The following is a 22063-nucleotide window of genomic DNA, read 5'->3' as shown; positions in this document are numbered from 1 at the left end:
AGTTAATCCACTGAAGAGGTTTCTCCAACGGGGTTACTGTTTAAGCAGCTTCATCGTAATAGTCATCACCCATGTCAAATCCATTGTTAAAGTCAAATGAATCAACTTGTGTCTGACCAGCTGGTAAACAACGATTACCTACCATAGACATGAAACCGTAACGACCTGAATCCAGATGATCCTTCTTACCTTTGTATTTAACATTAGTTCCACCAGATGGATTGTCTCTGATGTAAGTCTTCATTTCAGAAAGGAACTTAGGACAACCATGTTTGCAGATCTTAAATGTTCCATCGTGAAAGGATTGGTTCATGTGGGTTAAACCAGTTTCAATGTTAATACTGCTTGTACCTTTCTTAGTCCAATCTTGATTAATCTCAGACTGAACAGGGTTACTAAATGATTTGTTCTCACAGTTAACACCACGTTCCCTGAGTATCGTACCCATTGCATCAGCACCTTCATTACCAGCATCAGATGGAAGAATTAAAGGAGCATACTTGTAACGGTTGTCAGGGCTTAATAGGTAGTCTGCAATAGCATCAGCAAATCCATTCTCAGGGAAAGTAACTTGATGGTGTAAGTAAGTAATGGTTTGGTCTTGGTTCTCACCTTGTAGACGTTTACGAACTAACAGAGACAAGACTGAAGGGTCATTCCCTTTCTTACCTCTGTGTGTAACATCAAGTGACCAAAGGATGTCATCACCACTGTCAATCTCAATACCATCAACTATTACCTTCTCTTCAGCAATAGGGAATACAAGACCATCAGCTGCAATAGGTACACCTTTCATTCTCATCTCCCACTGCCATTTAGGTATAGAAGCGAGTAATTCAGCTTTAACATCTTCAGTTAAATGAGGTGCATCATCCCAAGTAGCATTTTGCATGTATAGGTATTCATCATCATCTTCAGTTTCACCATCATTAGCTTGAGCAGTAAGGAACATGTCAATCAGTTCAGTCATACCATTTTCAGGGGTAGCTGTAATGACAACATGACCACCAGTTGTAGCGGTACGTGTAACACACTGGGAATAGATTTCCATTGACCTGTAAGGACATTCTTCGTCTAACCAAATGAAGTCAACTGTAGCACCCATTAATACGTGCTCACCTTGCTGTGTAGATCTGAATTCAACTGTAGATGTACCACCACTTACATGTTTAACCTGTGCAGATAGTACTTTGTTTCCATCACGTTCTAGGTATTCAAACTCAATACATTCTTTAGGTATTGCACCAGTGCCAAGTGAATTCTTGTCTTTAGCGTTAGCTGTTCCAAATAGTTCTCTCTGTAGTACCTTACGGGTTGAGTCACCAGTGATACCAACTGCCCAAGCTAAGATAGGTTTGTCAAAGACCTTACCTTCCCAATCATCAGGATAGAGACCAGTAAGGTGATAGGACATCTCCATAGCTGAACCGAATGACTTTCCTATTCTGTTTGCTGCCATTAAGAACCTACGCTGATACTTAGCACCAGCTGAATAGAAGTCTCGTTGATAGTCGTAAGCTGTAAAGAACTTAGATCTATTAAATTGTTTGTCTAGACGTACTTGAGCTAGTAGCTGGGTTAACTGCTCTACGTCCATACTGTCTATGTCTAGAGCAACTCCCATCAGTTAAGCTCTTTCAGACCAGAGTACTAGGACTTTACCTTGTATTACTCGGTTAGATAGGATTTCAAATTCCTTGTCTAATTTAGAGAAGTATTCACGTACATTAGCGTCTGGTTTAGCTGCTTCTTCACTGTTGTACTTTTCAGTTAGCTCAGTTAGTTCTTCGTGAATCTCTAAGATTCGTGCTTCTAGTTTTACTAGATCATCTAAAATGTCTTGTTTGTTTTCCATTGTTTTTCCTTAATCTAAAAATGTAATGCTATCGCCTTGACGAATTAGCTGTACTACTACTGGTGTGTATTGAGTGCCGATTCTGTCACCTCTATTTCTCCAAGCTAATCTAAACTTGTAGTAAATGTCCCCATGGTCTTTAGGTATTTCCAGAGCCAAAGGTGGGAGCATGAAGTGATAGTCTAGTGCTGGATCAGGGGCTACATGGAAGAACGGTGTATTGTCAGCCGTAACCCAACCACCAGTACCTGTTAAGTCAGCCTGTAAAGCTACTTGTAGCTCTGTATTTGTACCAAAGCTTACGTGCTTCTCCATTAGTGGAGGTGTAACTATCATAGTTCTAGCGTGAGCTGTATTAACTTCTACAGTCCATTCATCACCTAATAGCTCGTAATCAAGAGTGTAATCTATGTATTGAACAGGTGATTTGTGAGTAGCAATACCAAGTACATCACCAGTAATGTTGTCTGCTTGTACAGAGCCATTAAAGACACCACTGTTAGCAAACAAGTCACCAGATGGGGATACTCTGAAGTTAGCAGTAGCACCATCACCACTATCACCTACCCATAGTCGGGAATTAGGATCAGTAGCACTAACTACAACTAAATCATCACCAGCATTACCACCAATACGTACCTCTGAATCAGCACGTATAGCACCACCGTTAATAGTCCCATTTACCACTAAATTACCATCAATGAACTCAGCTACATCTTCCCAAATTCCTGGGTTTCCTGAGCCTACCTGATAGGACTTAGTAGCAATGAAAGTAGGAGCTTCACCTTCCTCAGTTGGTATAGATGAATGTTGAGTAACCGTATCACCATTAATAGGCACAATTGGGTCTCTATCAGATACTTCAGCTACTACTAAATCGTAAGCAGCTCTTGTACTAAATGATGATCTTAATACTGGATCTGTTAACTGAACCACTGCTCTATGTCCCGGAATTGCAGGAGGGCTTACACCATCTGTAACACCAGCAGACCAAGGAGTAGGACTAGACCAAGTACGTGTACCATCTTCAGCTATAGAAGTCTGAGAAGATACCCAAATCCAATCAGTCTTAGGCCCCTTAACTGGTGGGTATTGTTCCCAATTAGTAGGAGGGTAATCAACACCATCTGGAGGTGTACTAGGTGAAGTTTCATCTGTAGTTAATCGGTAAGCTAAAGTTACACCTTCAATAGATGATGGATCATCAATGACTTTCCACCACTTCTTGTTACGGTAAAGCCATACACCAGCAGATGTAATAGTTGTTTCATTAGTAGGTTCAATAGGCTGAGAGAAGAAGAACATCATACCTTCTCTGTAGCGCTTAGGCATCTCTGTTTGAGGAGGAAATGCACCACCTTCTAGTATGCCATTTACGATACTACCCAACTGTAAGAACTCATCACTAAGGAAAGCTGGGATGTCTTGATCTTGAGCAGGTACTGATTTGTGTTCATAGTTACCATTAGATGGTCCAATGGATATGTATTCTTCTCTACTAGACATAGCAAACACCGCTCTTCAGAGAGCCTACAATAGCTTCTCTGGCTTGCTTTCTAGTATCTTCTTCTAACTGCTTTAGCTTCTCTAGATAGGTCTGTTTAATGCTTTCTAGAGCCTTCTGAGCATCATCTAAGATGCCTTCTTTGTTTAGTTTAATTTCCATAGCAATCCCTAAATGTTAAACAGTGATGAAAAAGCTACAGAAGCTGCTATTACGCTTAATGACATGATTGCCATTCTGCAAGACCAATCACTACATCTAGCTCTCTCTTCTAATTCTTCAATACGTTGTTCTAATGTCATTAGCTTAATTCCTTAATTAGCTGAGCTTTAAGATCTTCAGCTGTGTAATCTATTTTGTCTGTAGAACCATCGTCTTTAGCTCCATCGTGTGTAGGGTTGTTACCGTAAGCTAGTATCTTTTCCCATAGGCGACCAGCTGTAGAGTAATCACCATCTGCTTCCGCTAACTTAGCTATACGCTGTAACTCTTCGATTACTGTTGATTTGTTTAAGATTGACTCTTTGTAAGCATCTAATTCTTTCTGAGTGATCTTGCTGCGACTTCCGCGAGGGCGACCAGCTAAGTTAATTGGGTTGCCATTCATCGCTCCAAAGCGAGTAGAAGGACTTGGATTTGAATTGGACATTGATGTCCTCCTGTTCCTGATTTGTTTCTGTATGAAGTGGAAAGGGAGCGTGATACTCCCTGTTGTGTTTAATCCGTAATCTTCTCAAAGCCATTGTTGTTACCTGAAGCAGTCTCTGAAATCTCATCAAAGTAATGGAAGTGGATTGTATTGACTGTGCTCTCTAGCTCATCAAAAGCCTTCGCTTTCATTTCAACTTCTAAAGCATCAAAGGTTTCATAGCCAATGTTGATTGAATCAAACTCTCTATTTAACTCTCTAAGGTTGAGTAGTGTTCCATGTACATGTAAAAAGGCTAATTCAGTTGCTGCTGTGATTGCTTGTTCTGTGTTGTTTTGTGTAGTTGTAGTCATGTTTGACTCCTTAGTAATTGTCGAAGACAGTTTCGTCTTCTGTAATTTGTGTAAATGTCAGATCGTTCTGACTTTTGAATGTGTGTGCAATTGGGGGTAATAGCCAGTAGTGAGCTATTTAGAATGTTTGTTTTGTGAAGCTGTAAAGAATGTTTACAGGTAGGTGTAAAGAAACTTAGCAGGTAGCTGTAAAGAATCTTTACACGTACCATAGTATACCCATAGTTTACCTATAGGTTTTAACGCTGGATTTAATTAAAAGAGTTAAAAGATACTATGTATTAACCTAATTAAAATGGGGTGTCATCTTCATCTAGTGCGGTATTACCTGCCGTACCACCAAAGGCTCTAGCTGCTTCTGCCATTTCCCTGCCCTTCTGTTCTTGTTCACGTTTACTTTGTTCTTCTTTCAGCTGCTTTGCCTTACGTATTTCATACACTTCTGCCTTAGCTTCAGTAGTAAGACCTCTATTAGTCTCATCAAGTAACCTACCTTTCTTGGTAATGTTCTTGATTGATTCAGTGATAGTTGGTGATACAACAACAGGATTACCTTCAGCGTTGATCTTGTTAACGTGATAGATTGTCTTGCAACCATTACGTTCTGATACAACAGAGATGTAACCCTTTTCTATTAGCATCTTACGTGCCTTGCTCACTGTTGGTCTTGATACGCTAAAGTGCTTTGAATCAGTGATGTCATTTGGTGTGTATACTCCTGTCTTTTCTAAATAGAAGAAGTAATCATCTGACATCTTGCCATACAGTAATGCTGCGATAGGTGTAAGGTGTTGAAATACCGTATTAGGTACAGGTGTGTAGCTTGTATTAATCTTTTTGTAGTTGTTTAATTTTGTCATGTGTATCAGCTCCTAATAGCTCGATTACTAGTTGTGAAAGTGTTTTGTTTTGTTCTTTGGCTTGTGCCTTCAGTGATTGGATTAAGTCAGTGGGTAAGTTGAATCTAATCTGCTCAACCTTGCTTTTCTTTTTGTAGAAGAAGTCTTGTTCATCTGTGTTGTCTGGTTGAAGACTATTACGTTCTTCATTTGTGTAATGTGTTTGCATTAGTAACCTTCCCATTCTTTCCAATTGTCTTGATGCAGTTGATCTGATTCTTCCTCAGACCACCCTGCTTCCTGTTCTGTTTCTGGCTTCTTACTGAAGAACATGTGCTATGTCCTTACTTAATTCATCTGTAAACTCAATCTGGAATTTACCAGAGTCTTTGTCATTGATGATGTGGATAGCTTCTTCTTCATCCAGACTACGAAGAAGTTCAACAACCTCTTTTGTAGGTAAACCCAGCTCTCTTGATAGTGAAGTAAGGTAGACAATGAAGTCTCCATCATTCTTAGCTATTGAGAAGTCTTCTAGGTTTACTAGTGAACTGAGTAATACTCGTTCTTTAAAAGTAAAGTGAGTTAAGTTCATGATTGGTTTGATGATTTTAGTCCATCTTTCTGCTTGTACTTGTTTGTAAATTGACATAGTTTGTTCCTGTCTTAAATGTTGATTAATTGGTTGATGTATTCAGCTGTACAGTTGTACTTAAGCTGTAACTGGTAGAAGCTAAAACCTAAGTCATAGTCTTCTCTAATTGGTGAAAGTATTAATGTGGACATTCATGTTCTCCTATTTTCCAAGATTTGTTAGCTAGTATTCTTTGAGTTTGAACTTTGCTCATTCCAAACATTTCAGCTATTTCTCTGATTAGTAAATTAGTTGTCTTTCTAATCTCTCTCATTGATTCAACTGTTGACCAAGTAAGCTTTGCATGGTGGTTCATTTCACCAGAAGCGTTCTTACTTCTCTCTGCAAGCATTAAAGAATTAATCTCTTTAAGGTCGCACCAGATTAGGTTGCTTGCTGCATCGTTCTGCTTGTTACGGTCAATGTGGTAAACGAAAGGTTTGTTAAATGGATTAGGTACAAAAGCTTCTGCTACTAGCTGAGACACTCCAAACTTTTTAGTCTCTGTGTCCTTACTTAAAGTAACTCGCTGTAGGTTGCTAAAGTCCTTCTTTAACTCTTGACCCTTTCTAGTACGTCTGCAACGTAAGCCACCTATTTCCCTATTAAGGCTGTAAACATTGCCTTTGTCTGATACTTCGTAAATGCCTTCATAGCCTGAGATTGATTTTCTAATTTCCATGATTGTTCCTGTATTGATACTTAGATTGAGAACCTTTTGTAAGGTCTCGATAGGAAGGGCTGAGTGTCACCATCATCATTGTAGATCTTAACTAGATCTTGACTGTTAGGTTTTAGTACCCTTCCTGTTGCTTTGTTTCTAACCTTTCGGTCTAGTAGTGTGTATTCGTAGTTGGATGCTTTGGTGCAAGTTAGCCAGATGTCAAAAGGATTCTCTTGGTAGGCTCTGATTACTGCAATGGCATCCAATACATCTTGTTTAGTAATCTGCATTGGTTAGTTCCCTGTAATGTTAACCAACCCACAACGTATTGAAATTGTACTCATTAGCAGATGCTTTAAGTCGTTTCAGTGTATTTTCAGGCAGTACCTTGTAAGCAACAGTTCCATCTTTCCAAACTTCCAATGGATAGTTTTTAAACTCTGGAAGATTAGCTATACGTTCTTGCTCTTTGATACAAACCTCTTTAGTAGGTTGGTCTTCTAGTATTGGTGTGTGGTGGTTTAGGATTCCTTTACTGTTTGACCAGTCATTACCATCATCATTTGTTAATGTGTAGCAAGCTTTACCAAACTTGTTCTTGAAGAGTGGTAACTTCTTTAAAGAGTCTGCTGAATAGATACCGTAAATGTTAGGCTTACCTAATCTGTCTATGTCAACCCATACTATGAAATCAACTCTATTTTCAACCTTACGCTTCTTGCTCGTATAGCTTTCTAAAGTGTTCTTTCTGAATTGTCTTAGCTTGTAACGGTGTGGTGTGCCACTTTTGACTTCCAAGTTAAATACTTTTCCATCACTTGTACGTCTAGCTACAATGTCTGACTTGCTATTACTAGGTGCTGTCTTCTTGTTCTTCATTTCATACAAAGCATCTTTCAGACCATTCATTGCTACTATTTCAAAACCAACCTTTTCTAAGTGGTTTGCTGTAGCTATTTCACTAACATAGCCCATAGTTGTACGTTGGGTAGTTGGTGGCACTTGGTGGGAATCATCATTAATTGACTCCCAGATTTCTACATTGTTTTTAGCTAGTTCCTCGAAAGAGTAACCTCCAATTGTTCTATTCTTGATACTGAATTCCATCAGTGTCTCCTTAGCTGCTTGATACTTAGATAGCGAAAGGTTGTGTAACCTAATGCTGGGGTAAGAACTTACGATTAAGTAAGTAAAAAGAATGGAAACGAATGTCTCCAAAATGGGGGCGTAAAAGTGTCAACCCATACTATACTATTAGCTAAAAGTGCCATTTCTGTGACAGTAAGATTGAATTAAATGACAAGTATTTTAAGAGTAAGGACATGTAAGTAACTGATTCGTAACACAATGTTTTAAATGATGATCGATCACAGTAAGCTAGCTCCTTTTTAGTCAACAGAACAGGAATAGAAATGACAGAAGAAGTACAAGAAGTAACCACTGATACCCCTATAGTTTGGGATTCAACAATGAAACCTAAGCTAATTGAGGACATTAAAAAGGAAGGGTTAAAAGCTGGTGATGCTAAAGAAAGGTATGGGATTTCAAACTCTAATTTTTACAAGATTAAGTCTGATCTTAAAAAGAGTGATGAAAAGGTAGAAGTGAAGGAAGTTAATGATGATGAATTAGACAGTGTTAAGGCAAGACTTGAGCAATGTGAAGGCTTCCTTGCCTATCTACAGACTAATCTTGATGGTGAAGAGTGGAAGTTACACACTATTGAATACGCTGAGTCTTTGTTTAAGCAGAGTCAGGAAGAATTCGTAAGGAATGTAACTTCTAGTCTTAGTTTTAAATCAAGTCCACAACATCGTGAGCAGACAAGTGAGTGTAACGCTGAACAGAACGTAAGTCCTGATGTCCAGTAACTGCTTGTATCTGTGCATTGTTAAAGCCTTTACGGGCTACTAAAGTACAGCGTGTATGGCGCAGTTGGTGAAGTCTAACATCAGAGTCTAAACCCACTGCCCTACGTGCTCTTCTAAACGCCTGTGTAACGCTCCTAGGCTTTACATTAAATAGTAAGTCATTGGTTCGTTTACCTTTTGCTATGCCCTTCAGGATCGATACAGCTCGTTTGGTGAGGGGTACAAGTCTATCTCCTTCCTTACCATCCCAAACCTCAAGTATACGATCTTGCAAGTGTAGATCTTTAACACATAGGTTGATGATTTCAGATCTTCTCATTGCAGTTTCATAGGCAAGTTCAAAGATAGGTTTCATTAAGTCAGAGGTATTGTTCATTAGTAGGACTAACTCTTCTTTACTGATTACTCTGTTACGGGCTTTAGCTGGTTTAGGGAATACAATGTCAGCTAATGGATTGTCGCACTTGATTAGGAATTCCTTTTTAGCCCATTTGTATACTCTAGAGATGGAAGTTAATTCACCTAGTACAGTGTCATTAGACATCGCCTTAAGACGTTCATCCCTGTAGTTGATGATTTGCTCTGGTGTTACATACTCAGCTGGTTGAGGAAAATGTTTAAGAGATGGTAATACTCTCCACTGGAAATCATCGTAACTCCCCTTACCTTTTAATCTTGCTTCTCTATACTTAAGACCAAGTTCATAGATCGTAGGTTGTGAAAATACTTTGTCTATTGACTCTTGTTCAGTGCTCCAATTGATTGCTTCTTGTTCAGTTGGGAAGGTTTTAGTCTTTAAAGGTTGACCAGATAGTCTAATTCTTACGTTCCAGTTACCAGACTTAAGTTGCTTGATAGATGCCATTTTGTACGTTTCCTTGGTTAGTTGCCAGTGTTTCCACTGGAAATGTTTCCAAGTAAATTGTCATACTTTACAATAGCTTACGTCAGATGCTTACCATCATGACATGCAAGGTGTCGCAGGTTCGAGTCCCGCAGCGAGCACCATCTTATATCCCTTACGTATAGACTCATACAAGCAATCTCAATAACAAACTTCGTTATAAATTCGTGCACAATATGCCTATCCATACACAGTAGGTCAATGTGTACGTTTCTGTTTGGTTATTTCTCAATCAATAGCCATGTCAATGCAACCTCCCTACGGTCGTATAACACAGACAAGCGGTGTCGGTAATCTAACCAACATTTAAGCGAGCGTATAACACTGTAGAAAGGCACTACCACCCTAGTTACCCCAGATTAGAAAGGCATAGTTAATGATTTAATATTAATGAAATTGTAATACTCTTTGTTTTTCAACGTAACAAGTGTCGACGAGTAAATAGGTATAAAATTAATGTAATGAGAATTCAGAATTAGCTTTAGCTAACTCGGCTTATATGCTTGTTCTGTATTCATTTTTCACACCCTTAATATATAGATAAATTGATAGTAATGCTGATTAGTAGAGCTACCTTGTAGTAAAACTGTTTAGTTATTAGCTTTTCATATTCTTTATAGATCGCTACATGGTTCATATATTCCCCTTTATTGTTCAACTTGGTATGGAGTGTAAAGAAGTGTTATTAGATGTTAAATGTCCAAATTCGCACTAATTATGTCAAAAACTATCATTAACTAGTGTTTGTTAACAGGCCGTAAACCATTGGTTTTAAAGGGTTTGATTAATGGTAAAATTTAAGATCAGGTTATAGATGGTTGGTTTGGTTGAATCCCTCAATAATGATTATTCAAGATTAGCCCACTCAATTGCATCTTCTTCATTTTTGAATGTTTTCTGATAAGGTTTAGTACCCTTGATTCTGATTTGGGCGTTCCAGTTATCTGATTTTAATTGTCTAATTGCTACCATGTGCACACTCCTATACTGTGTACGTACATGAAGTATGTCATTGAAATAATCGAATTAAACTAACGATAGGAATAGCATGGCATGCAAGGTGTCGCAGGTTCGAGTCCCGCAGCGAGCACCATCTTATTCAAATTTAAATATACTGCCATTACGACTAACAATATAAATTTCCCCCTCTTGGTCTTCACCAAAAGAAGTAATTTCTGGCACCGTTGCGACAATAGAGGCTGTGGCGGAAGCGCCTTCGTAATCATAAGCCCAAATATTTCCGGTTATGTAATCACCAAAGATATATAAACCTGTTAACGCCTGTATTTTATTTCCTCGATAAACATAACCACCGGTAATCGATTGTGCAACGTCACGTCCATACTCTAAAACAGGGTCAATGAGCGGACTTTCCAAGATTATGTCGTCATCATTAAAGTCGTGATTCCCTTCTCGTAAACTCCAGCCGTAGTTACCGCCTTTAATAACGATGTCGATCTCTTCATACTCACCCTGACCCACGTCACCAAGCCAAATTGTTCCTTGTTGTCGATCAAAAGAAAACCGCCAAGGATTGCGAAAGCCATAGGCCCATATCTCTTCTCTGACGTTATCACCTATCCCTTCACCTGTGGTCTCAATGCCTACACCTAAAAACGGATTGTCCGGGGGAATATTATAGCCATTGGTGATTGGCTCTATACGGAGCAATGTACCAAGTAATGTAGTTCTATTTTGCCCATGTCTAATAGGGTCGTTGCCACTACCACCATCGCCTAAAGAAACATAAAGATAACCATCTGGGCCAAACTCAATCATACCGCCGTTGTGGTTTCCAAAAGGTTGCGCTACTTCTAATATAATTGATTCACTGTCCTCGTTAACCTCGTCATCAATAAATTCATTTTCGCTATCTTTAGCTAATTGATAACGAGCAACCCGAGAACGACGAGCACCGTCAAGCACTGAATAGTAGACATATAAATAACCATTATTTATATAGTCGGGATCAAATGTGAGGCCTAATAGCCCCTCCTCGTTGCTGCTTGTGCTGACAAGTGCTTTAATATTCAAAAAATCTTTACTTGTAGTAACTTTACTGTCGTTTTCAAATATCTTTATTGTTCCTTTTTGCTCAACAACGACAACGTAATTGTCGGAGGATGGTACAGAGGTAAAATAAAGTGGTTGCTCAAAGCTAAGGTTAGGAAATGCATTGATTGTAGTAAGAGATGAATCCAGTGTGGCTTCGACAGGCGTTTGGCTTTGACCATACTCGACAGAAGGATTTTTACTACTGTTTCCCCCGGCCCCACAGCCCGTTAGCGAAAAAAGAGCAAGAAGTGTTATTAATGTCGATTCTAATTTCATAAAATACTCTAAAAGTAAAAATGGCCCACTTTGTTGTGACAAAGCGCTTTTAGCAGTCCACCAACGTTACTGGCGATTATTTAATTTATTGTTATAAATATAGATCGTTTAGAGTCTGCTAATTCCAGTTAATTACCCTATTATAGGTTAAGATAAAATCTTAGGAGAAAACAAAGTAGAAGACACAGAAGGTTATAGGCTAGTTCTGGCCGGCTTGTTGACTAAGAGCGTTGTAAGTAGCGCTATTTTGATCTTCTACTGCGCAAATACTTAATAAATCATCAATCATATGATGAAGTGCTCTACGTTCAATTTTCTTTATTTGCTTTTGTTGTTCTAGTGTCAGCATGTGATACATGGTAGCAGCACCAAAGTCACCGAATATTATATTCGCGTTTTCATCAAACAAGGTGTTATGTGCGTATAAATCCCCATGACATACTTTATTTGCATGCAAATGCTCAAATACATTTTCCATTTGAGCAATTATTTTAGCAATTTGATCTATTGATAAACTAAAACCCGGTGGAAACGTATCACGGGTACAACTATTAAAGCATGGCGGTAAACCTAAGTTTTTATAATGAGCAGGTATCAAGTTCATAATGAGTGCTAAGTAGTCTTTCTCACTCACTTGCGCTAATGACTGCACCAGGTTTATATGATTACCCACTTTCAAACAGGCTTGTAGCTCATCTTCAGGATAACCATCACTAGTAACCTCCCCTTTAAATACTTTAACAGCAATATCATCGGTAAAGTTTGATTGAGGTTTATTCCACACCGCTTTTGAAATAATTCCAGAGGCCCCTTGTCCAAGGACTTCTTGCAAAGTGAAACTTGATGACGATACTTCAGGTACTGATTTAATACTGATATTTGACTGACTAAACGGATTTCCAGCAAACGCAAACCATGCAAGGTTAGGTAAACTCAATAATTGAGTTGGACACTCAGTTAACCTATTCGCAGATATGCGTACTAACTCTAGGTTAGTAGACTGGGCCATGGTTAGTGGTAATTGAGTTAAACGATTACCCGCTAACGCTAACTTTTGGAGCTTTGATCGTTCTCCCAAAGAATCCGGTAAAACTTCAATACGGTTATCCGTTAAAATTAACCAACGCAGCTTAGGTGGTAATGAGTGTTCTGAAACGTGCTTAATTTGATTTGCTTTAAACCCCACCATTTCTAAATTAACACATTGACCAAGCACTTCAGGTAATGCTTCAAATTGATTATTACTGGCAAAAATTATTTTAAGATTTTTAAGCAGTGACAATTCATCTGGCAATGAAGTTAATTGATTATTGGATAAATCTAGAATTTCTAGGCTATCAGCCAGAGATAAAATTTCTAACGGAAAAGAAGATAAGTTTTCAGATAATGCTAAGCGTTTAATACCTGCTAATTCGCCTGACTTTAGTTGAGAGAGTGTTTGCATGATGAACCAAAGAAAATGAAGATAAAATCGGCAGGAAGTTTACAGTAAATGTGTGGCAATAGTTAATTATATTGCAATTTTGAAGAAGATTAATGACCAGATGAAATCTTGTTCTAAACGTTAATTTGTAAGTTGGCTTAAATACTTAATAACTTTCTTACTTGATCTGCTTGCTGCTCAGCATGTTTTTCGGCTTTTAAGCGTGCTTCTTCTTTGGCTGAATCTATGGTATTTCTGCGACTGTCATTAATGAATTGCAAGGTCACACGGTTTAATAAAGCCGGTTGTTCTTCTTTCGCCGATGCGAGAATTGCTTTCAGGTAAGTAATTTGAGAATTTAGATCGGCAATAATTACTTTACTCTTTAATAATTCTTCTTCAATTAATTGAGAGTCGGTATCATTAGGCTCTGGCTCTAAATGCCAATTATTAAAATCAGTTGCGACTTTTTTAAAGCCCCAAACAATAGAAAGGCTACAGTCGTTAAACAGCTTTGCAGCGTCTTGTAACGAAATTCTGTTGGTAATGATCCACATACCATTAAGCAAGGCTTCTTGGTTTGAATAGTTAGAGGCAGGTGTTGAATCATTAGCATTATCAGCAGGACGTAAGATCACATCGCCATTGCTGATCGCTTCACTAAAAAGGGTTTCTATTTTTTTTATTATTCTAGAAGCCATAATGTTCCATATCATTTAATAACATGTCTAAGATAAAACAAACTCATGTTAAAAACAAGTTAACAGGCTTAATCAAGTGGCTACAAACACTCAAAACCTATTGTTTTTAAACATGTTATTAATAATTATTTAATAGGCTCTGCTATTTATTAAGGAAGTTGATAGTTTCAGTACAACATTCGCCATTGTTAAATGTATCTAAGGCTTGTTTAAAAATGTCCTCTTCACTAATTTTATAAAATAATGTCATACAAGAAATAAATTTAAGATCGTCGGGCCGTCCCATGATCTCAACAAGCGGTTTATCTTTATGTTTTAAAACACATTGAGTGGCAGAAATTAATCTCAACCTTAATTTAGGGTTACTAAAGTAATCTTTTGCTTGTTGGCTGGTTTCTATTGCGTAATGTTCGGCATTTTCTGAATGCCCTAGCCCTGCAATTTGTGGGAACACATACCAAATCCAATGGCTTTGTTTTTTACCAGCAGACAGTTCATTACATACCCTATGCCAGCATTTGTCTTGAGCTCTGATGAATTTTAACAATGGCATATTACTATCTGTTTTAAGGTTCAAAGTGATTGTGTAAAAACAAGTATAGTCAAAGTCGTGGCTATAACTAATGATGTTAACAAATAAAGAAACAACAACTGCTTAGTTAATAATAAATTGTAAAACTCATACGTATGTTTAACTAATTTCATCTATTTACTGATCAAAACTTTACTACAACAGAAATAAAAACAATCATTTAGCGACCTATCAAGTTACATTATTAACTCTTCACGTAAAAAATGACTGACGAATAGGAAATATTGACAAGTAATGAAAATTACATTTTGCCATTATCGGGTTACACAAAATAACAATATTGGTCTTAAGCCAAAGGTTTTGCCATTGAAGGCACGAATAAAGTTCTAAGGACGTTTGTGTTTACCCTCAACGAGAAGATAATGCTATGAAACTAAATAAAATTACAACAGCGCTAAGCGTTGCACTACTAGGGACCGCAATTGCAGTACCTACTTATGCAGCAGAAGAAACAGAAAAATTACAAGGTTTAGAGGTTATTCAAGTAACCTCAACCAAACGAGTACAAACATTACAAGAAATTCCATTAGCTGTTGAAGCTATTAATGGTGATACTTTAGAAAAGCAAGGCATTCGTGATTTAACAGATTTGTCTACTAGCATACCAACTTTCAACGTATCTAACTCGTCAGGTAATAAAACAATTACCATGCGCGGTATGGGTTCAGCTGCAGGTCAACGTGCTACAGAGCAAGCAGTTGCTATGTATGTAGATGGTGCATATAAACCTCGTAGTAAGCAATACACTACAGGCTTTTTAGATGTTGAACGTGTTGAAATTTTACGTGGACCACAAGCTGTTCTATTCGGAATTAATGCTACAGCCGGCGCTGTAAACATATTGACTAGAACCAATGATGGCGGTGACGATTTACAAGGTAGTGTAAAAGTTGAATACGATCATGAATACGGTGGCGGCATTGTAACTGGAACAGTTGGCGGAGGTTTAACTGATGAGTTAGGTGCGCGTTTAGTTATTCGTCAACAAGAAAGCAATGGTTATTTTGAAGGTACTGAAGACCGTGGCGATCAAGAAGGTATTTCTGGTCGTTTAACTCTAAAATACACTCCAAGTGATGACTTTACTTTAACAAGTAAAGTAGATTTCTTTGAAGATGAATGGGTTGGTCAATCAGGTGAAGGTATCGATATCTACAATGATGATGTTGATAACAAGTTTGCTTATAACACTTCTACCCCGAGCGCTGATCTTTTTGGCTACAATAACGGATATGACAACAGTGGTTTGAATGCAGTAATCACTGCTGATTACATGATTGGTGCTCATACCTTAACTGCCATTGGTAGTTATAGTGAGTTTGAATCAGAAATAGTATTGGATTTTGATGGTGGTTCAGAAGGTGATGGTTCATTAGCACCTGACGGTTCTTTTGGCCTTATTGGTGCTCAAGGCACTGAAGGTATGTCATTTGAAAATATTGGCTTTGAAGATTTTGAACAAAGTTCATTCGAATTGCGTATTGCCTCTCCGGGCGGTGAGTTCTTTGATTATATTGCTGGTGTTTCATACTTAACTGCTGATACAGAAGATTCAAGCGGTGTTGCGGTTGATTCATTTTTCTTTAATAATTTTGCTTTCATACCTACTGCAACTGCATTAGCTCCTTTGGGCTTTGACCCTACGGATTGGGATACTTCAGGTGGTTACAACAATCCAATTGGTTTAGGGCAAGTAACCGTTGAGCAAGAAGTAATGTCTGTTTACTTTACTGGTACCTTTAACCTATCAGATGATCTATCTGTATCTCTAGGTGCTCGTTATAATGACGAAACTAAAGACGCTACTCGTGCCAACGTCTGTGGACAAATGGAAGGTGGTATTGATGGTTTAGAAAAAGATACAAGTGCTGCTATTAATCCGCTTGGATTTTACTCTTATTCGGGCGCATGTATGAGTGCAGGATTGCAAGATTATGTAGGGGCTGCGAGTTCAGGAAGTATTGCCGGCGGTGCATTCATGTATCGAGCAGATGGCATAGGTTCAACAAGTATTGAAGAAGATAACTTTTTACCTGAGCTTTCAGTTAATTGGAAAATGACTGATGAACATATGGTGTTTGCTCGTGTAGCAAAAGCAGCTAAATCAGGTGGTTTATCAAGCTCTTTTGCTTCAGAAATTAATTCTGCAGCTTTTGACAAAGAAACAGTTGTTGGTACAGAGTTTGGTATTAAATCTCGTGTTTTAGATGGTAATGCTGAATTTAACGTAACTGTTTTTAATAACAAATACGAAGACTTACAAGTTACTTCATTCTCGTTTGGCGCTGCGAAAGTAGATAATGCTGGTGAAGCAACTATTTCAGGTATTGAAGCTGATGGTAAAATCATGTTAACTGACTGGTTAACTATGGGCGCATCTTTAGCCTATCTTGATGCTGAATATGATGAGTACAAAGGTGGTTCATGTGCTTCTGTTGACCCTGTAACTGGTGAGTATACTACAAGCCCTTCAACTCCTGAAATGGATGAAAATGGCAATGTTGTTTCATGTGATATGACAGGTTTACCGCCACTAAATGCTCCAGAGCTTGCCGGTAACCTATATGCTGATATGTTCTTTAACATATCTGAAAATCTTGACTTAAGCTTAGGTGCTAATGTTTCTTATTCTGATGAATACTTTACTGAAGCCAAGTACATAAGCGTTCTTCAACAAGATTCATACACTATGGTTGGTGCTTATGTTGCATTATCTGATATTGATGAGACTTGGTCAGTTACATTAGCAGGTCGTAACTTAACAGACGAAGTATTAACTGGCTCTGGTGTGCAAATTGACGCATTAGGTTTAGGTTCAGTGGTACCATCTGGTGGTGCACCAAGAATGATCACGTTAACTGGTCAATATAACTTCTAAACCACGTTAGAAACGTTAACTTTAAAAACCCGCGTTAATCGCGGGTTTTTTATTAATTTTTAAAATTCCAACAACTCTCTTACAGTCAAAAACTTATCTTTTTTTGCCAACTTAATAAAAAACCTTTACCATTTATACAATTCTATCCTCTATAAACGATTCAATTGTATGGACGCTTGGTTATCATGACAGCTACTTATTCAGAGTTTTCCACTTCTTTTAATAATATAAAAAGTGTTTTAAAAGTATTGAATACTGCAAATATTAATATAGATCAGGATCTGGTTGAACTTGGCGTAGATTTATCAAAATACAAAGATGGTTATCAACGAGTATCGTATGACATAGCCGACCAAATTTATTCAATCGCGGTAACAAAATTAAATGACCCGCTGTTTGCCTTTAAAATGGTGGAAGAAATTAACCCGGCAAGTTTTCAAGCGGTAGGGATTGCCTTAATGTGTAGTGATACCTTACAAGATTTTTGTTTACGCCTTGAAAAGTTTTATAGTGTTATTACTACCTTCGATAAGCTTTCATTCGTTCAGGAAGGAAATACCTTTAGTTTGGAATTACATCCCCTAGTTACTTATAGAGAAAACACCAACGTTTGGCACCATACTTGTTTTACTGCAGTGATCCTTAAACTAGTGAGGATGGTATATCGGCCTGACTTTCAATTTGAAGCAATACATTTACCATTTAGCTTGGAAAACTCAGTAAAAATTAAATATGAAAATTATTTTCAATGTCCAATCTCTTATAATTGTGCACAGTCAAAAGTACTGTTTAGCAATAGAGACATGAACGTGCCTTTAGCTTGCGCTAATGAAATAATCGCCTCACAAAATGATCTTCTCTCTACTGATTTATTGAACAAGTTAAAAACTGGCGATTTACCTAATCAAGTTAAAGCACTACTGATTAAGTTATTACCAACAGGCCAATGTAGCCGAGAAAAAATTGCGTCTATGTTATTTATGAGTCCAAGAGCGTTTCATCGTAAATTAGAAAAGCTAGAGCTGAACTATCAAGACTTACTCGATGAAACTCGCCAAGATCTCGCAATACAATACTTAAACTTAGATTTTTCAACTAGTGATATTGCCTACCGATTAGGCTACACAGATAGTAGTAATTTTACTCGTTCATTTAAAAGGTGGTTTGGGAAATCTCCCCGTTCGTATAAAAACCAAGCATAATTAGTCTATTTTCTACTTAGCCAAACATCTGATTTATAGCATGTTTGGTCATTTAGATAATTCTTATAGTCATATTTTTCAACCTCACATTTACTGTCCGCTTTTGACCCCCCTCTGGCAACTAATGACAGGCGAAGCTGTTAACTTTTTGACAGTATCGGGTTACACAAAATAACAATATTGGTCTCAAACCAAAGTTTTTGCCATTGACGGCACTCGTAAATAACTAGGGATATTTGTGTTTACCCCATAAGAGAAGAAAAGCTATGAAACTGAATAAAATTACAACAGCGCTAAGCGTTGCATTACTAGGAAGCGCTATTGCTATCCCTACTTATGCAGCTGAAGATGAAAAACAAAGTGGCCTTGAAGTTATCGAAGTTACAGCAACTAAACGTGTTACTACCATGAAAGAAACACCTCTTTCAATGGAAGCAATATCTGGTGACGATATTGCTAGTCGAGGTCTTGATAATTTAGAAGACTTAACAACATCTGTACCTAATATTACTATTGGTAGTGGCTTAGGTGTTCAAACTGTATCTATGCGTGGTATGGGTTCAGGTAACGAACGTTCTTTCGAACAATCAGTTGGTATGTTTATCGATGGATTATACATGCCACGTTCACGTCAATATCGTGCGCCATTTTTTGATGCTGAACGTGTTGAAATGTTACGCGGCCCTCAGGCTGTGCTTTACGGTTTGAACTCAACAGCCGGTACTATTACTGTTACTTCTGCAAGTACCCTACCAGGTGACGAAGCGTTCTTAAATCTTTCTGCTGGCTATGAAGTTGAATATGCGGGTTACAACGTTTCTGCTGTAACAGGTGGTAGTTTAGGTGATGATGTTGGTGCTCGTTTAGCTGTTCGTTACACTGATAACGGTGACGGTTTCTATTACAACGAATATGAAAACGCATTAACTGGCCAAGAAGCTCAAGATGAAGGTGACGGTGATGAGATTGTCGCGCGTGGTACTATTGTTTGGGATGCATCTGACAATCTACAAATCACCACTAAATTTGACTACGCTGATGCTGAAACATTTGGTGAAACAGGTGAAGCAATCAAAGACCCATTTGGGGGTGGTGATGAAGCTGATTGGGTAAGAAATGCATCAAGCACTTTATCTGGCGCATTTAATGACCGTGGACCAGGTATGTACCATGAGCTAAGCAACTTATCTCTTACTGCTGACTACACTATGGGTGAACACATATTAACAGCAGTTCTTGGTCACTCAACCAGTGATTATTCATTAATTACTAATACTGCTGTTGTGCCTATGGACGCACTTACCGTTTCAATTAATGAAGATTACTCTCAAACAAGTGGAGAATTTCGCATTACTTCACCTGATACAGGCAATTTTTCATACATCGCCGGTCTGTATGTATCAGAAAGTGAATTAGAGAACAACTTAGACAGTGCTTTAGGTGATGCATTATTAGGTGGTTTATTAGGGGGTATGTTTGGTACAACTAACGGTATTATCGGTGGTCGTTTTACCAACATGCTAGATACCACAACGATTTCACCATTTGTTACGGGTACTTATAAATTCTCTGACAGTTTTAAAATCACTGCTGGTTTGCGTTATTCAAATGAAGAAAAAGATGTCGCACGTCGCCAAGGTGACTGTAATATAATGCAAGATGTAAATGGCACTGGAGATTTCACAGTAGCGGTTCCGTTAAGCCAACTAGGTTTAGCAGATGCATTTGGTTTTGCTTGTGGTACGTTAGGTACAGCTGAGCATGACGTAACAAAAGATTCTGATAACTTTATGCCTGAAATCATTGCACAATGGAACTTAGCTGGTGGTGCTTCTACTTATGCTAAAGTAAGTCGTAGTGCAAAATCAGGTGGCTATGGTTTCAGTTCAAACACTCCAACTCTTGATTTATTAGAATATGATGACGAAATCGCTACCTCATTTGAAGTTGGTTATAAAACAACTTTTGCTGAAGGTAATGGACAATTTAACATCGCTGTATTTAACACTACGTATGAAGACCTTCAATTGAACAGCTTCACTATGAGTGATGATGGCGTGCCACAAGCTGCTGTTAACAACGCTGGTGAATCTATTTCTCAAGGTTTTGAAGCTGACATTAAATATTTGTTAACAGACTCTATTACTATCGGTACATCAATTGCCTACCTTTCTTCAGAATACGAAGAATGGGAAAATGCACCGTGTAGCGCTTCAGAAACAGCAACTGGTTTAGGCCCATTTTGTGAGCGTGAAGGTATGACTACACCATTTGCACCAGAAACTTCAGGTAATTTATTTATCGATGTTTTCCAACCAATTGGTGATGAATTATTCTTAACTGGTGGTATCAATGTAGCATATAGCGATGAATACTTCACTGAAGGTACTTTAGATGAAGCTGCAGTACAAGATAGCTACACTCGTGTAGATGCTCGTATTGGTATTACAAATGATGATAATTGGTCGGTTAGCATTGTTGGTAAAAACTTAACAGAAGAAGAAATCAATAACTTCACCCAACCACTTGTTGGTTTTGTTGTAGTTCCTGGTGCTCCACGTACAGTTACAGTGCAAGGTACTTACAACTTCTAATTGAAGTTTTAAATAATTAGTTATAAAAAGACGGCCTTTAGCCGTCTTTTTTATTACCTTTAAATATTCGATAAGCAATAGGAGTGACGCCGGTCCATTTTTGAAAAGCACGACTAAAATGGCTATGTACTGTATAGCCTAATGCTTCAGCAATTTGGTGAATTTTTAATTCACTATTCTCAAGATAATGAATGGCTGAATCAAATCGCACTTGTTGTAACACTTGCTTAAAACTAGAACCTTCTTTTGCTAAACGGCGTTGAATTTGACGTCTGGATAAGCCAAGTATACTTACAGACTGCTCTAATGTCGGAAACCCTTCCGCATTAAATGACTTTAATGCTTGATATAATTTATCACTAAAATTGTCATCGGCTAAAACATGGTGTTCAAAATTTAATGCTAATTCAGGATTGGCTTCACCAAGCTGTTCATTATTTATAAACACGCCAACTTTGTGCTGGTCTTGTGTAATAAGTGCATTGGAAAATCGTTGCTTAACTGCCTCCCCTTTATCATACCGATGTAATGTTATCGCCTCTGGCGACCAGCCACTGCCTATGTATTTACGTATATAGCGTACCCAAAGTGCCAACGTAAACTGTTCCATTTGTACCAGTCCATCGACATCAATTTCGCCATGACCGCCAAATAGCCATACACCTTTATTTTGATACGATAGCCATAGCTTTGCATGAGTTGATATCTCCTTTACTCGTTCAATTAACAAACGCAAGGCATCATGCAGACTTAACGCGTCAGCTTTTATACTCGAATAAAGCGGCTCAACAACGCTATCACCTTCTGCTTGGTCAACCAAAAATCCAAGATCAGTTACTTGTAGATAATCGCTCGCAAGATCAAAGAGCTTCCATAATGGGTACGTGGCAACATACTCCTGATTATTTTCTAATAATGCTATCGGTAAATTCGCCTGACTTAATAACAACTCTACCGGTGCTTTCTTCATTTGCAAAAAGCGGATCAGTGGAAATGCATTACTGCGATCGATTAAATGTAAATTTTTCATAATGTTAATTGGTTGTAATAAAGTGTGTAAACATCTCAA

General features: G+C 38.0%; 23 protein-coding genes. 4 read left to right on the top strand and 19 right to left on the bottom strand.

The features are described 5' to 3' along the window. Positions 1-40: 40 nt before the first annotated feature. The 12 genes from RGQ13_RS08675 to RGQ13_RS08620 form a co-directional block, all read right to left on the bottom strand. Positions 41-1624, bottom strand: a complete 1584-nt coding sequence (locus tag RGQ13_RS08675) for a terminase large subunit domain-containing protein (protein WP_348393161.1) — start codon at positions 1622-1624, stop codon at positions 41-43. Between the two features lie 3 nt (positions 1625-1627). Further along, positions 1628-1855, bottom strand: coding sequence for a hypothetical protein (locus RGQ13_RS08670; RefSeq protein ID WP_348393160.1), 228 nt, complete (start codon positions 1853-1855; stop codon positions 1628-1630). 9 nt (positions 1856-1864) lie between these two features. Next, entirely contained in the window at positions 1865-3361 is a 1497-nt protein-coding gene (locus RGQ13_RS08665) for a hypothetical protein (protein WP_348393159.1), read from the bottom strand. Then, positions 3354-3521 (bottom strand): hypothetical protein, encoded by a 168-nt coding sequence (locus RGQ13_RS08660; RefSeq protein ID WP_348393158.1) that lies wholly within the window; start codon positions 3519-3521, stop codon positions 3354-3356. The genes RGQ13_RS08665 and RGQ13_RS08660 overlap by 8 nt, the downstream gene beginning before the upstream one ends. 8 nt (positions 3522-3529) lie before the next feature. Next, on the bottom strand, positions 3530-3661 hold the full coding sequence (locus tag RGQ13_RS08655) for a hypothetical protein (RefSeq protein WP_348393157.1): 132 nt from the start codon (positions 3659-3661) through the stop codon (positions 3530-3532). Beyond that, positions 3661-4008, bottom strand: a complete 348-nt coding sequence (locus tag RGQ13_RS08650; protein WP_348393156.1) for a hypothetical protein — start codon at positions 4006-4008, stop codon at positions 3661-3663. The genes RGQ13_RS08655 and RGQ13_RS08650 overlap by 1 nt, the downstream gene beginning before the upstream one ends. A gap of 68 nt (positions 4009-4076) precedes the next feature. Next, the gene (locus RGQ13_RS08645; protein ID WP_348393155.1) at positions 4077-4361 is read right to left on the bottom strand and encodes a hypothetical protein; all 285 of its coding nucleotides are present in this window, start codon (positions 4359-4361) and stop codon (positions 4077-4079) included. 290 nt (positions 4362-4651) lie between these two features. Then, complete coding sequence (locus RGQ13_RS08640; protein WP_348393154.1) at positions 4652-5002, bottom strand: hypothetical protein; 351 nt, start codon at positions 5000-5002, stop codon at positions 4652-4654. Between the two features lie 187 nt (positions 5003-5189). Then, positions 5190-5429 carry a hypothetical protein gene (locus RGQ13_RS08635; RefSeq protein ID WP_348393153.1) on the bottom strand — a complete coding sequence of 80 codons (240 nt, stop codon included), beginning with the start codon at positions 5427-5429 and terminating at the stop codon, positions 5190-5192. 90 nt (positions 5430-5519) lie between these two features. Further along, on the bottom strand, positions 5520-5852 hold the full coding sequence (locus RGQ13_RS08630; RefSeq protein ID WP_348393152.1) for a hypothetical protein: 333 nt from the start codon (positions 5850-5852) through the stop codon (positions 5520-5522). Between the two features lie 121 nt (positions 5853-5973). After that, entirely contained in the window at positions 5974-6516 is a 543-nt protein-coding gene (locus RGQ13_RS08625) for an NUMOD4 domain-containing protein (protein WP_348393151.1), read from the bottom strand. Between the two features lie 291 nt (positions 6517-6807). Continuing rightward, positions 6808-7605 carry a hypothetical protein gene (locus tag RGQ13_RS08620; RefSeq protein WP_348393150.1) on the bottom strand — a complete coding sequence of 266 codons (798 nt, stop codon included), beginning with the start codon at positions 7603-7605 and terminating at the stop codon, positions 6808-6810. Positions 7606-7910: 305 nt separating this feature from the next. Here RGQ13_RS08620 and RGQ13_RS08615 point away from each other — a divergent pair, with 305 nt between their 5' ends. Continuing rightward, on the top strand, positions 7911-8369 hold the full coding sequence (locus tag RGQ13_RS08615; RefSeq protein ID WP_348393149.1) for a hypothetical protein: 459 nt from the start codon (positions 7911-7913) through the stop codon (positions 8367-8369). Here RGQ13_RS08615 and RGQ13_RS08610 read toward each other — a convergent pair. The 6 genes from RGQ13_RS08610 to RGQ13_RS08585 all read right to left on the bottom strand — a co-directional run bounded on the left by RGQ13_RS08610 (position 8293) and on the right by RGQ13_RS08585 (position 14281). After that, on the bottom strand, positions 8293-9234 hold the full coding sequence (locus RGQ13_RS08610; protein ID WP_348393148.1) for a tyrosine-type recombinase/integrase: 942 nt from the start codon (positions 9232-9234) through the stop codon (positions 8293-8295). The two genes, RGQ13_RS08615 and RGQ13_RS08610, sit on opposite strands and share 77 nt — an antisense overlap. Before the next feature lie 885 nt (positions 9235-10119). Next, a complete protein-coding gene (locus RGQ13_RS08605; protein WP_348393147.1) occupies positions 10120-10245 on the bottom strand; it encodes a hypothetical protein in 126 nt (41 codons plus the stop codon). A 123-nt stretch (positions 10246-10368) separates the two neighbouring features. Further along, positions 10369-11604, bottom strand: a complete 1236-nt coding sequence (locus RGQ13_RS08600; protein WP_348393146.1) for a PQQ-dependent sugar dehydrogenase — start codon at positions 11602-11604, stop codon at positions 10369-10371. A 199-nt stretch (positions 11605-11803) separates the two neighbouring features. Next, complete coding sequence (locus RGQ13_RS08595) at positions 11804-13048, bottom strand: leucine-rich repeat-containing protein kinase family protein (RefSeq protein WP_348393145.1); 1245 nt, start codon at positions 13046-13048, stop codon at positions 11804-11806. Positions 13049-13185: 137 nt separating this feature from the next. Then, positions 13186-13728 carry a hypothetical protein gene (locus tag RGQ13_RS08590; protein WP_348393144.1) on the bottom strand — a complete coding sequence of 181 codons (543 nt, stop codon included), beginning with the start codon at positions 13726-13728 and terminating at the stop codon, positions 13186-13188. Positions 13729-13870: 142 nt separating this feature from the next. Next, positions 13871-14281, bottom strand: a complete 411-nt coding sequence (locus tag RGQ13_RS08585) for a DUF1810 domain-containing protein (protein ID WP_348393143.1) — start codon at positions 14279-14281, stop codon at positions 13871-13873. Between the two features lie 406 nt (positions 14282-14687). Here RGQ13_RS08585 and RGQ13_RS08580 point away from each other — a divergent pair, with 406 nt between their 5' ends. The 3 genes from RGQ13_RS08580 to RGQ13_RS08570 all read left to right on the top strand — a co-directional run bounded on the left by RGQ13_RS08580 (position 14688) and on the right by RGQ13_RS08570 (position 20994). Continuing rightward, positions 14688-17198 (top strand): TonB-dependent receptor, encoded by a 2511-nt coding sequence (locus tag RGQ13_RS08580; RefSeq protein ID WP_348393142.1) that lies wholly within the window; start codon positions 14688-14690, stop codon positions 17196-17198. A gap of 185 nt (positions 17199-17383) precedes the next feature. Continuing rightward, positions 17384-18400: an AraC family transcriptional regulator gene (locus RGQ13_RS08575; protein ID WP_348393141.1), complete on the top strand. Its 1017-nt coding sequence runs from the start codon at positions 17384-17386 to the stop codon at positions 18398-18400. Positions 18401-18666: 266 nt separating this feature from the next. Next, the gene (locus RGQ13_RS08570) at positions 18667-20994 is read left to right on the top strand and encodes a TonB-dependent receptor (RefSeq protein ID WP_348393140.1); all 2328 of its coding nucleotides are present in this window, start codon (positions 18667-18669) and stop codon (positions 20992-20994) included. A 37-nt stretch (positions 20995-21031) separates the two neighbouring features. Here the strand turns inward: RGQ13_RS08570 and RGQ13_RS08565 are convergent, their stop codons facing one another. Next, positions 21032-22024 (bottom strand): helix-turn-helix transcriptional regulator, encoded by a 993-nt coding sequence (locus RGQ13_RS08565; protein WP_348393139.1) that lies wholly within the window; start codon positions 22022-22024, stop codon positions 21032-21034. Positions 22025-22063 lie beyond the last annotated feature (39 nt).

It is taken from the genome of Thalassotalea psychrophila (assembly GCF_031583595.1).
Classification (GTDB): domain Bacteria; phylum Pseudomonadota; class Gammaproteobacteria; order Enterobacterales; family Alteromonadaceae; genus Thalassotalea_A; species Thalassotalea_A psychrophila.
This window is presented reverse-complemented; position numbering and strand designations above follow the sequence as displayed.

Bases quoted from the DNA above. Each gene is read 5' to 3' on its own strand.
- RGQ13_RS08655 (WP_348393157.1), bottom strand. From the start codon at position 3,661: ATGACATTAGAACAACGTATTGAAGAATTAGAAGAGAGAGCTAGATGT.
- RGQ13_RS08605 (WP_348393147.1), bottom strand. From the start codon at position 10,245: ATGGTAGCAATTAGACAATTAAAATCAGATAACTGGAACGCCCAAATC.
- RGQ13_RS08600 (WP_348393146.1), bottom strand. From the start codon at position 11,604: ATGAAATTAGAATCGACATTAATAACACTTCTTGCTCTTTTTTCGCTA.
- RGQ13_RS08610 (WP_348393148.1), bottom strand. From the start codon at position 9,234: ATGGCATCTATCAAGCAACTTAAGTCTGGTAACTGGAACGTAAGAATT.
- RGQ13_RS08590 (WP_348393144.1), bottom strand. From the start codon at position 13,728: ATGGCTTCTAGAATAATAAAAAAAATAGAAACCCTTTTTAGTGAAGCG.
- RGQ13_RS08650 (WP_348393156.1), bottom strand. From the start codon at position 4,008: ATGTCCAATTCAAATCCAAGTCCTTCTACTCGCTTTGGAGCGATGAAT.
- RGQ13_RS08580 (WP_348393142.1), top strand. From the start codon at position 14,688: ATGAAACTAAATAAAATTACAACAGCGCTAAGCGTTGCACTACTAGGG.
- RGQ13_RS08675 (WP_348393161.1), bottom strand. From the start codon at position 1,624: ATGGGAGTTGCTCTAGACATAGACAGTATGGACGTAGAGCAGTTAACC.
- RGQ13_RS08635 (WP_348393153.1), bottom strand. From the start codon at position 5,429: ATGCAAACACATTACACAAATGAAGAACGTAATAGTCTTCAACCAGAC.
- RGQ13_RS08665 (WP_348393159.1), bottom strand. From the start codon at position 3,361: ATGTCTAGTAGAGAAGAATACATATCCATTGGACCATCTAATGGTAAC.
- RGQ13_RS08660 (WP_348393158.1), bottom strand. From the start codon at position 3,521: ATGGAAATTAAACTAAACAAAGAAGGCATCTTAGATGATGCTCAGAAG.
- RGQ13_RS08630 (WP_348393152.1), bottom strand. From the start codon at position 5,852: ATGTCAATTTACAAACAAGTACAAGCAGAAAGATGGACTAAAATCATC.
- RGQ13_RS08615 (WP_348393149.1), top strand. From the start codon at position 7,911: ATGACAGAAGAAGTACAAGAAGTAACCACTGATACCCCTATAGTTTGG.
- RGQ13_RS08645 (WP_348393155.1), bottom strand. From the start codon at position 4,361: ATGACTACAACTACACAAAACAACACAGAACAAGCAATCACAGCAGCA.
- RGQ13_RS08575 (WP_348393141.1), top strand. From the start codon at position 17,384: ATGACAGCTACTTATTCAGAGTTTTCCACTTCTTTTAATAATATAAAA.
- RGQ13_RS08570 (WP_348393140.1), top strand. From the start codon at position 18,667: ATGAAACTGAATAAAATTACAACAGCGCTAAGCGTTGCATTACTAGGA.
- RGQ13_RS08585 (WP_348393143.1), bottom strand. From the start codon at position 14,281: ATGCCATTGTTAAAATTCATCAGAGCTCAAGACAAATGCTGGCATAGG.
- RGQ13_RS08565 (WP_348393139.1), bottom strand. From the start codon at position 22,024: ATGAAAAATTTACATTTAATCGATCGCAGTAATGCATTTCCACTGATC.
- RGQ13_RS08595 (WP_348393145.1), bottom strand. From the start codon at position 13,048: ATGCAAACACTCTCTCAACTAAAGTCAGGCGAATTAGCAGGTATTAAA.
- RGQ13_RS08640 (WP_348393154.1), bottom strand. From the start codon at position 5,002: ATGCTAATAGAAAAGGGTTACATCTCTGTTGTATCAGAACGTAATGGT.
- RGQ13_RS08620 (WP_348393150.1), bottom strand. From the start codon at position 7,605: ATGGAATTCAGTATCAAGAATAGAACAATTGGAGGTTACTCTTTCGAG.
- RGQ13_RS08625 (WP_348393151.1), bottom strand. From the start codon at position 6,516: ATGGAAATTAGAAAATCAATCTCAGGCTATGAAGGCATTTACGAAGTA.
- RGQ13_RS08670 (WP_348393160.1), bottom strand. From the start codon at position 1,855: ATGGAAAACAAACAAGACATTTTAGATGATCTAGTAAAACTAGAAGCA.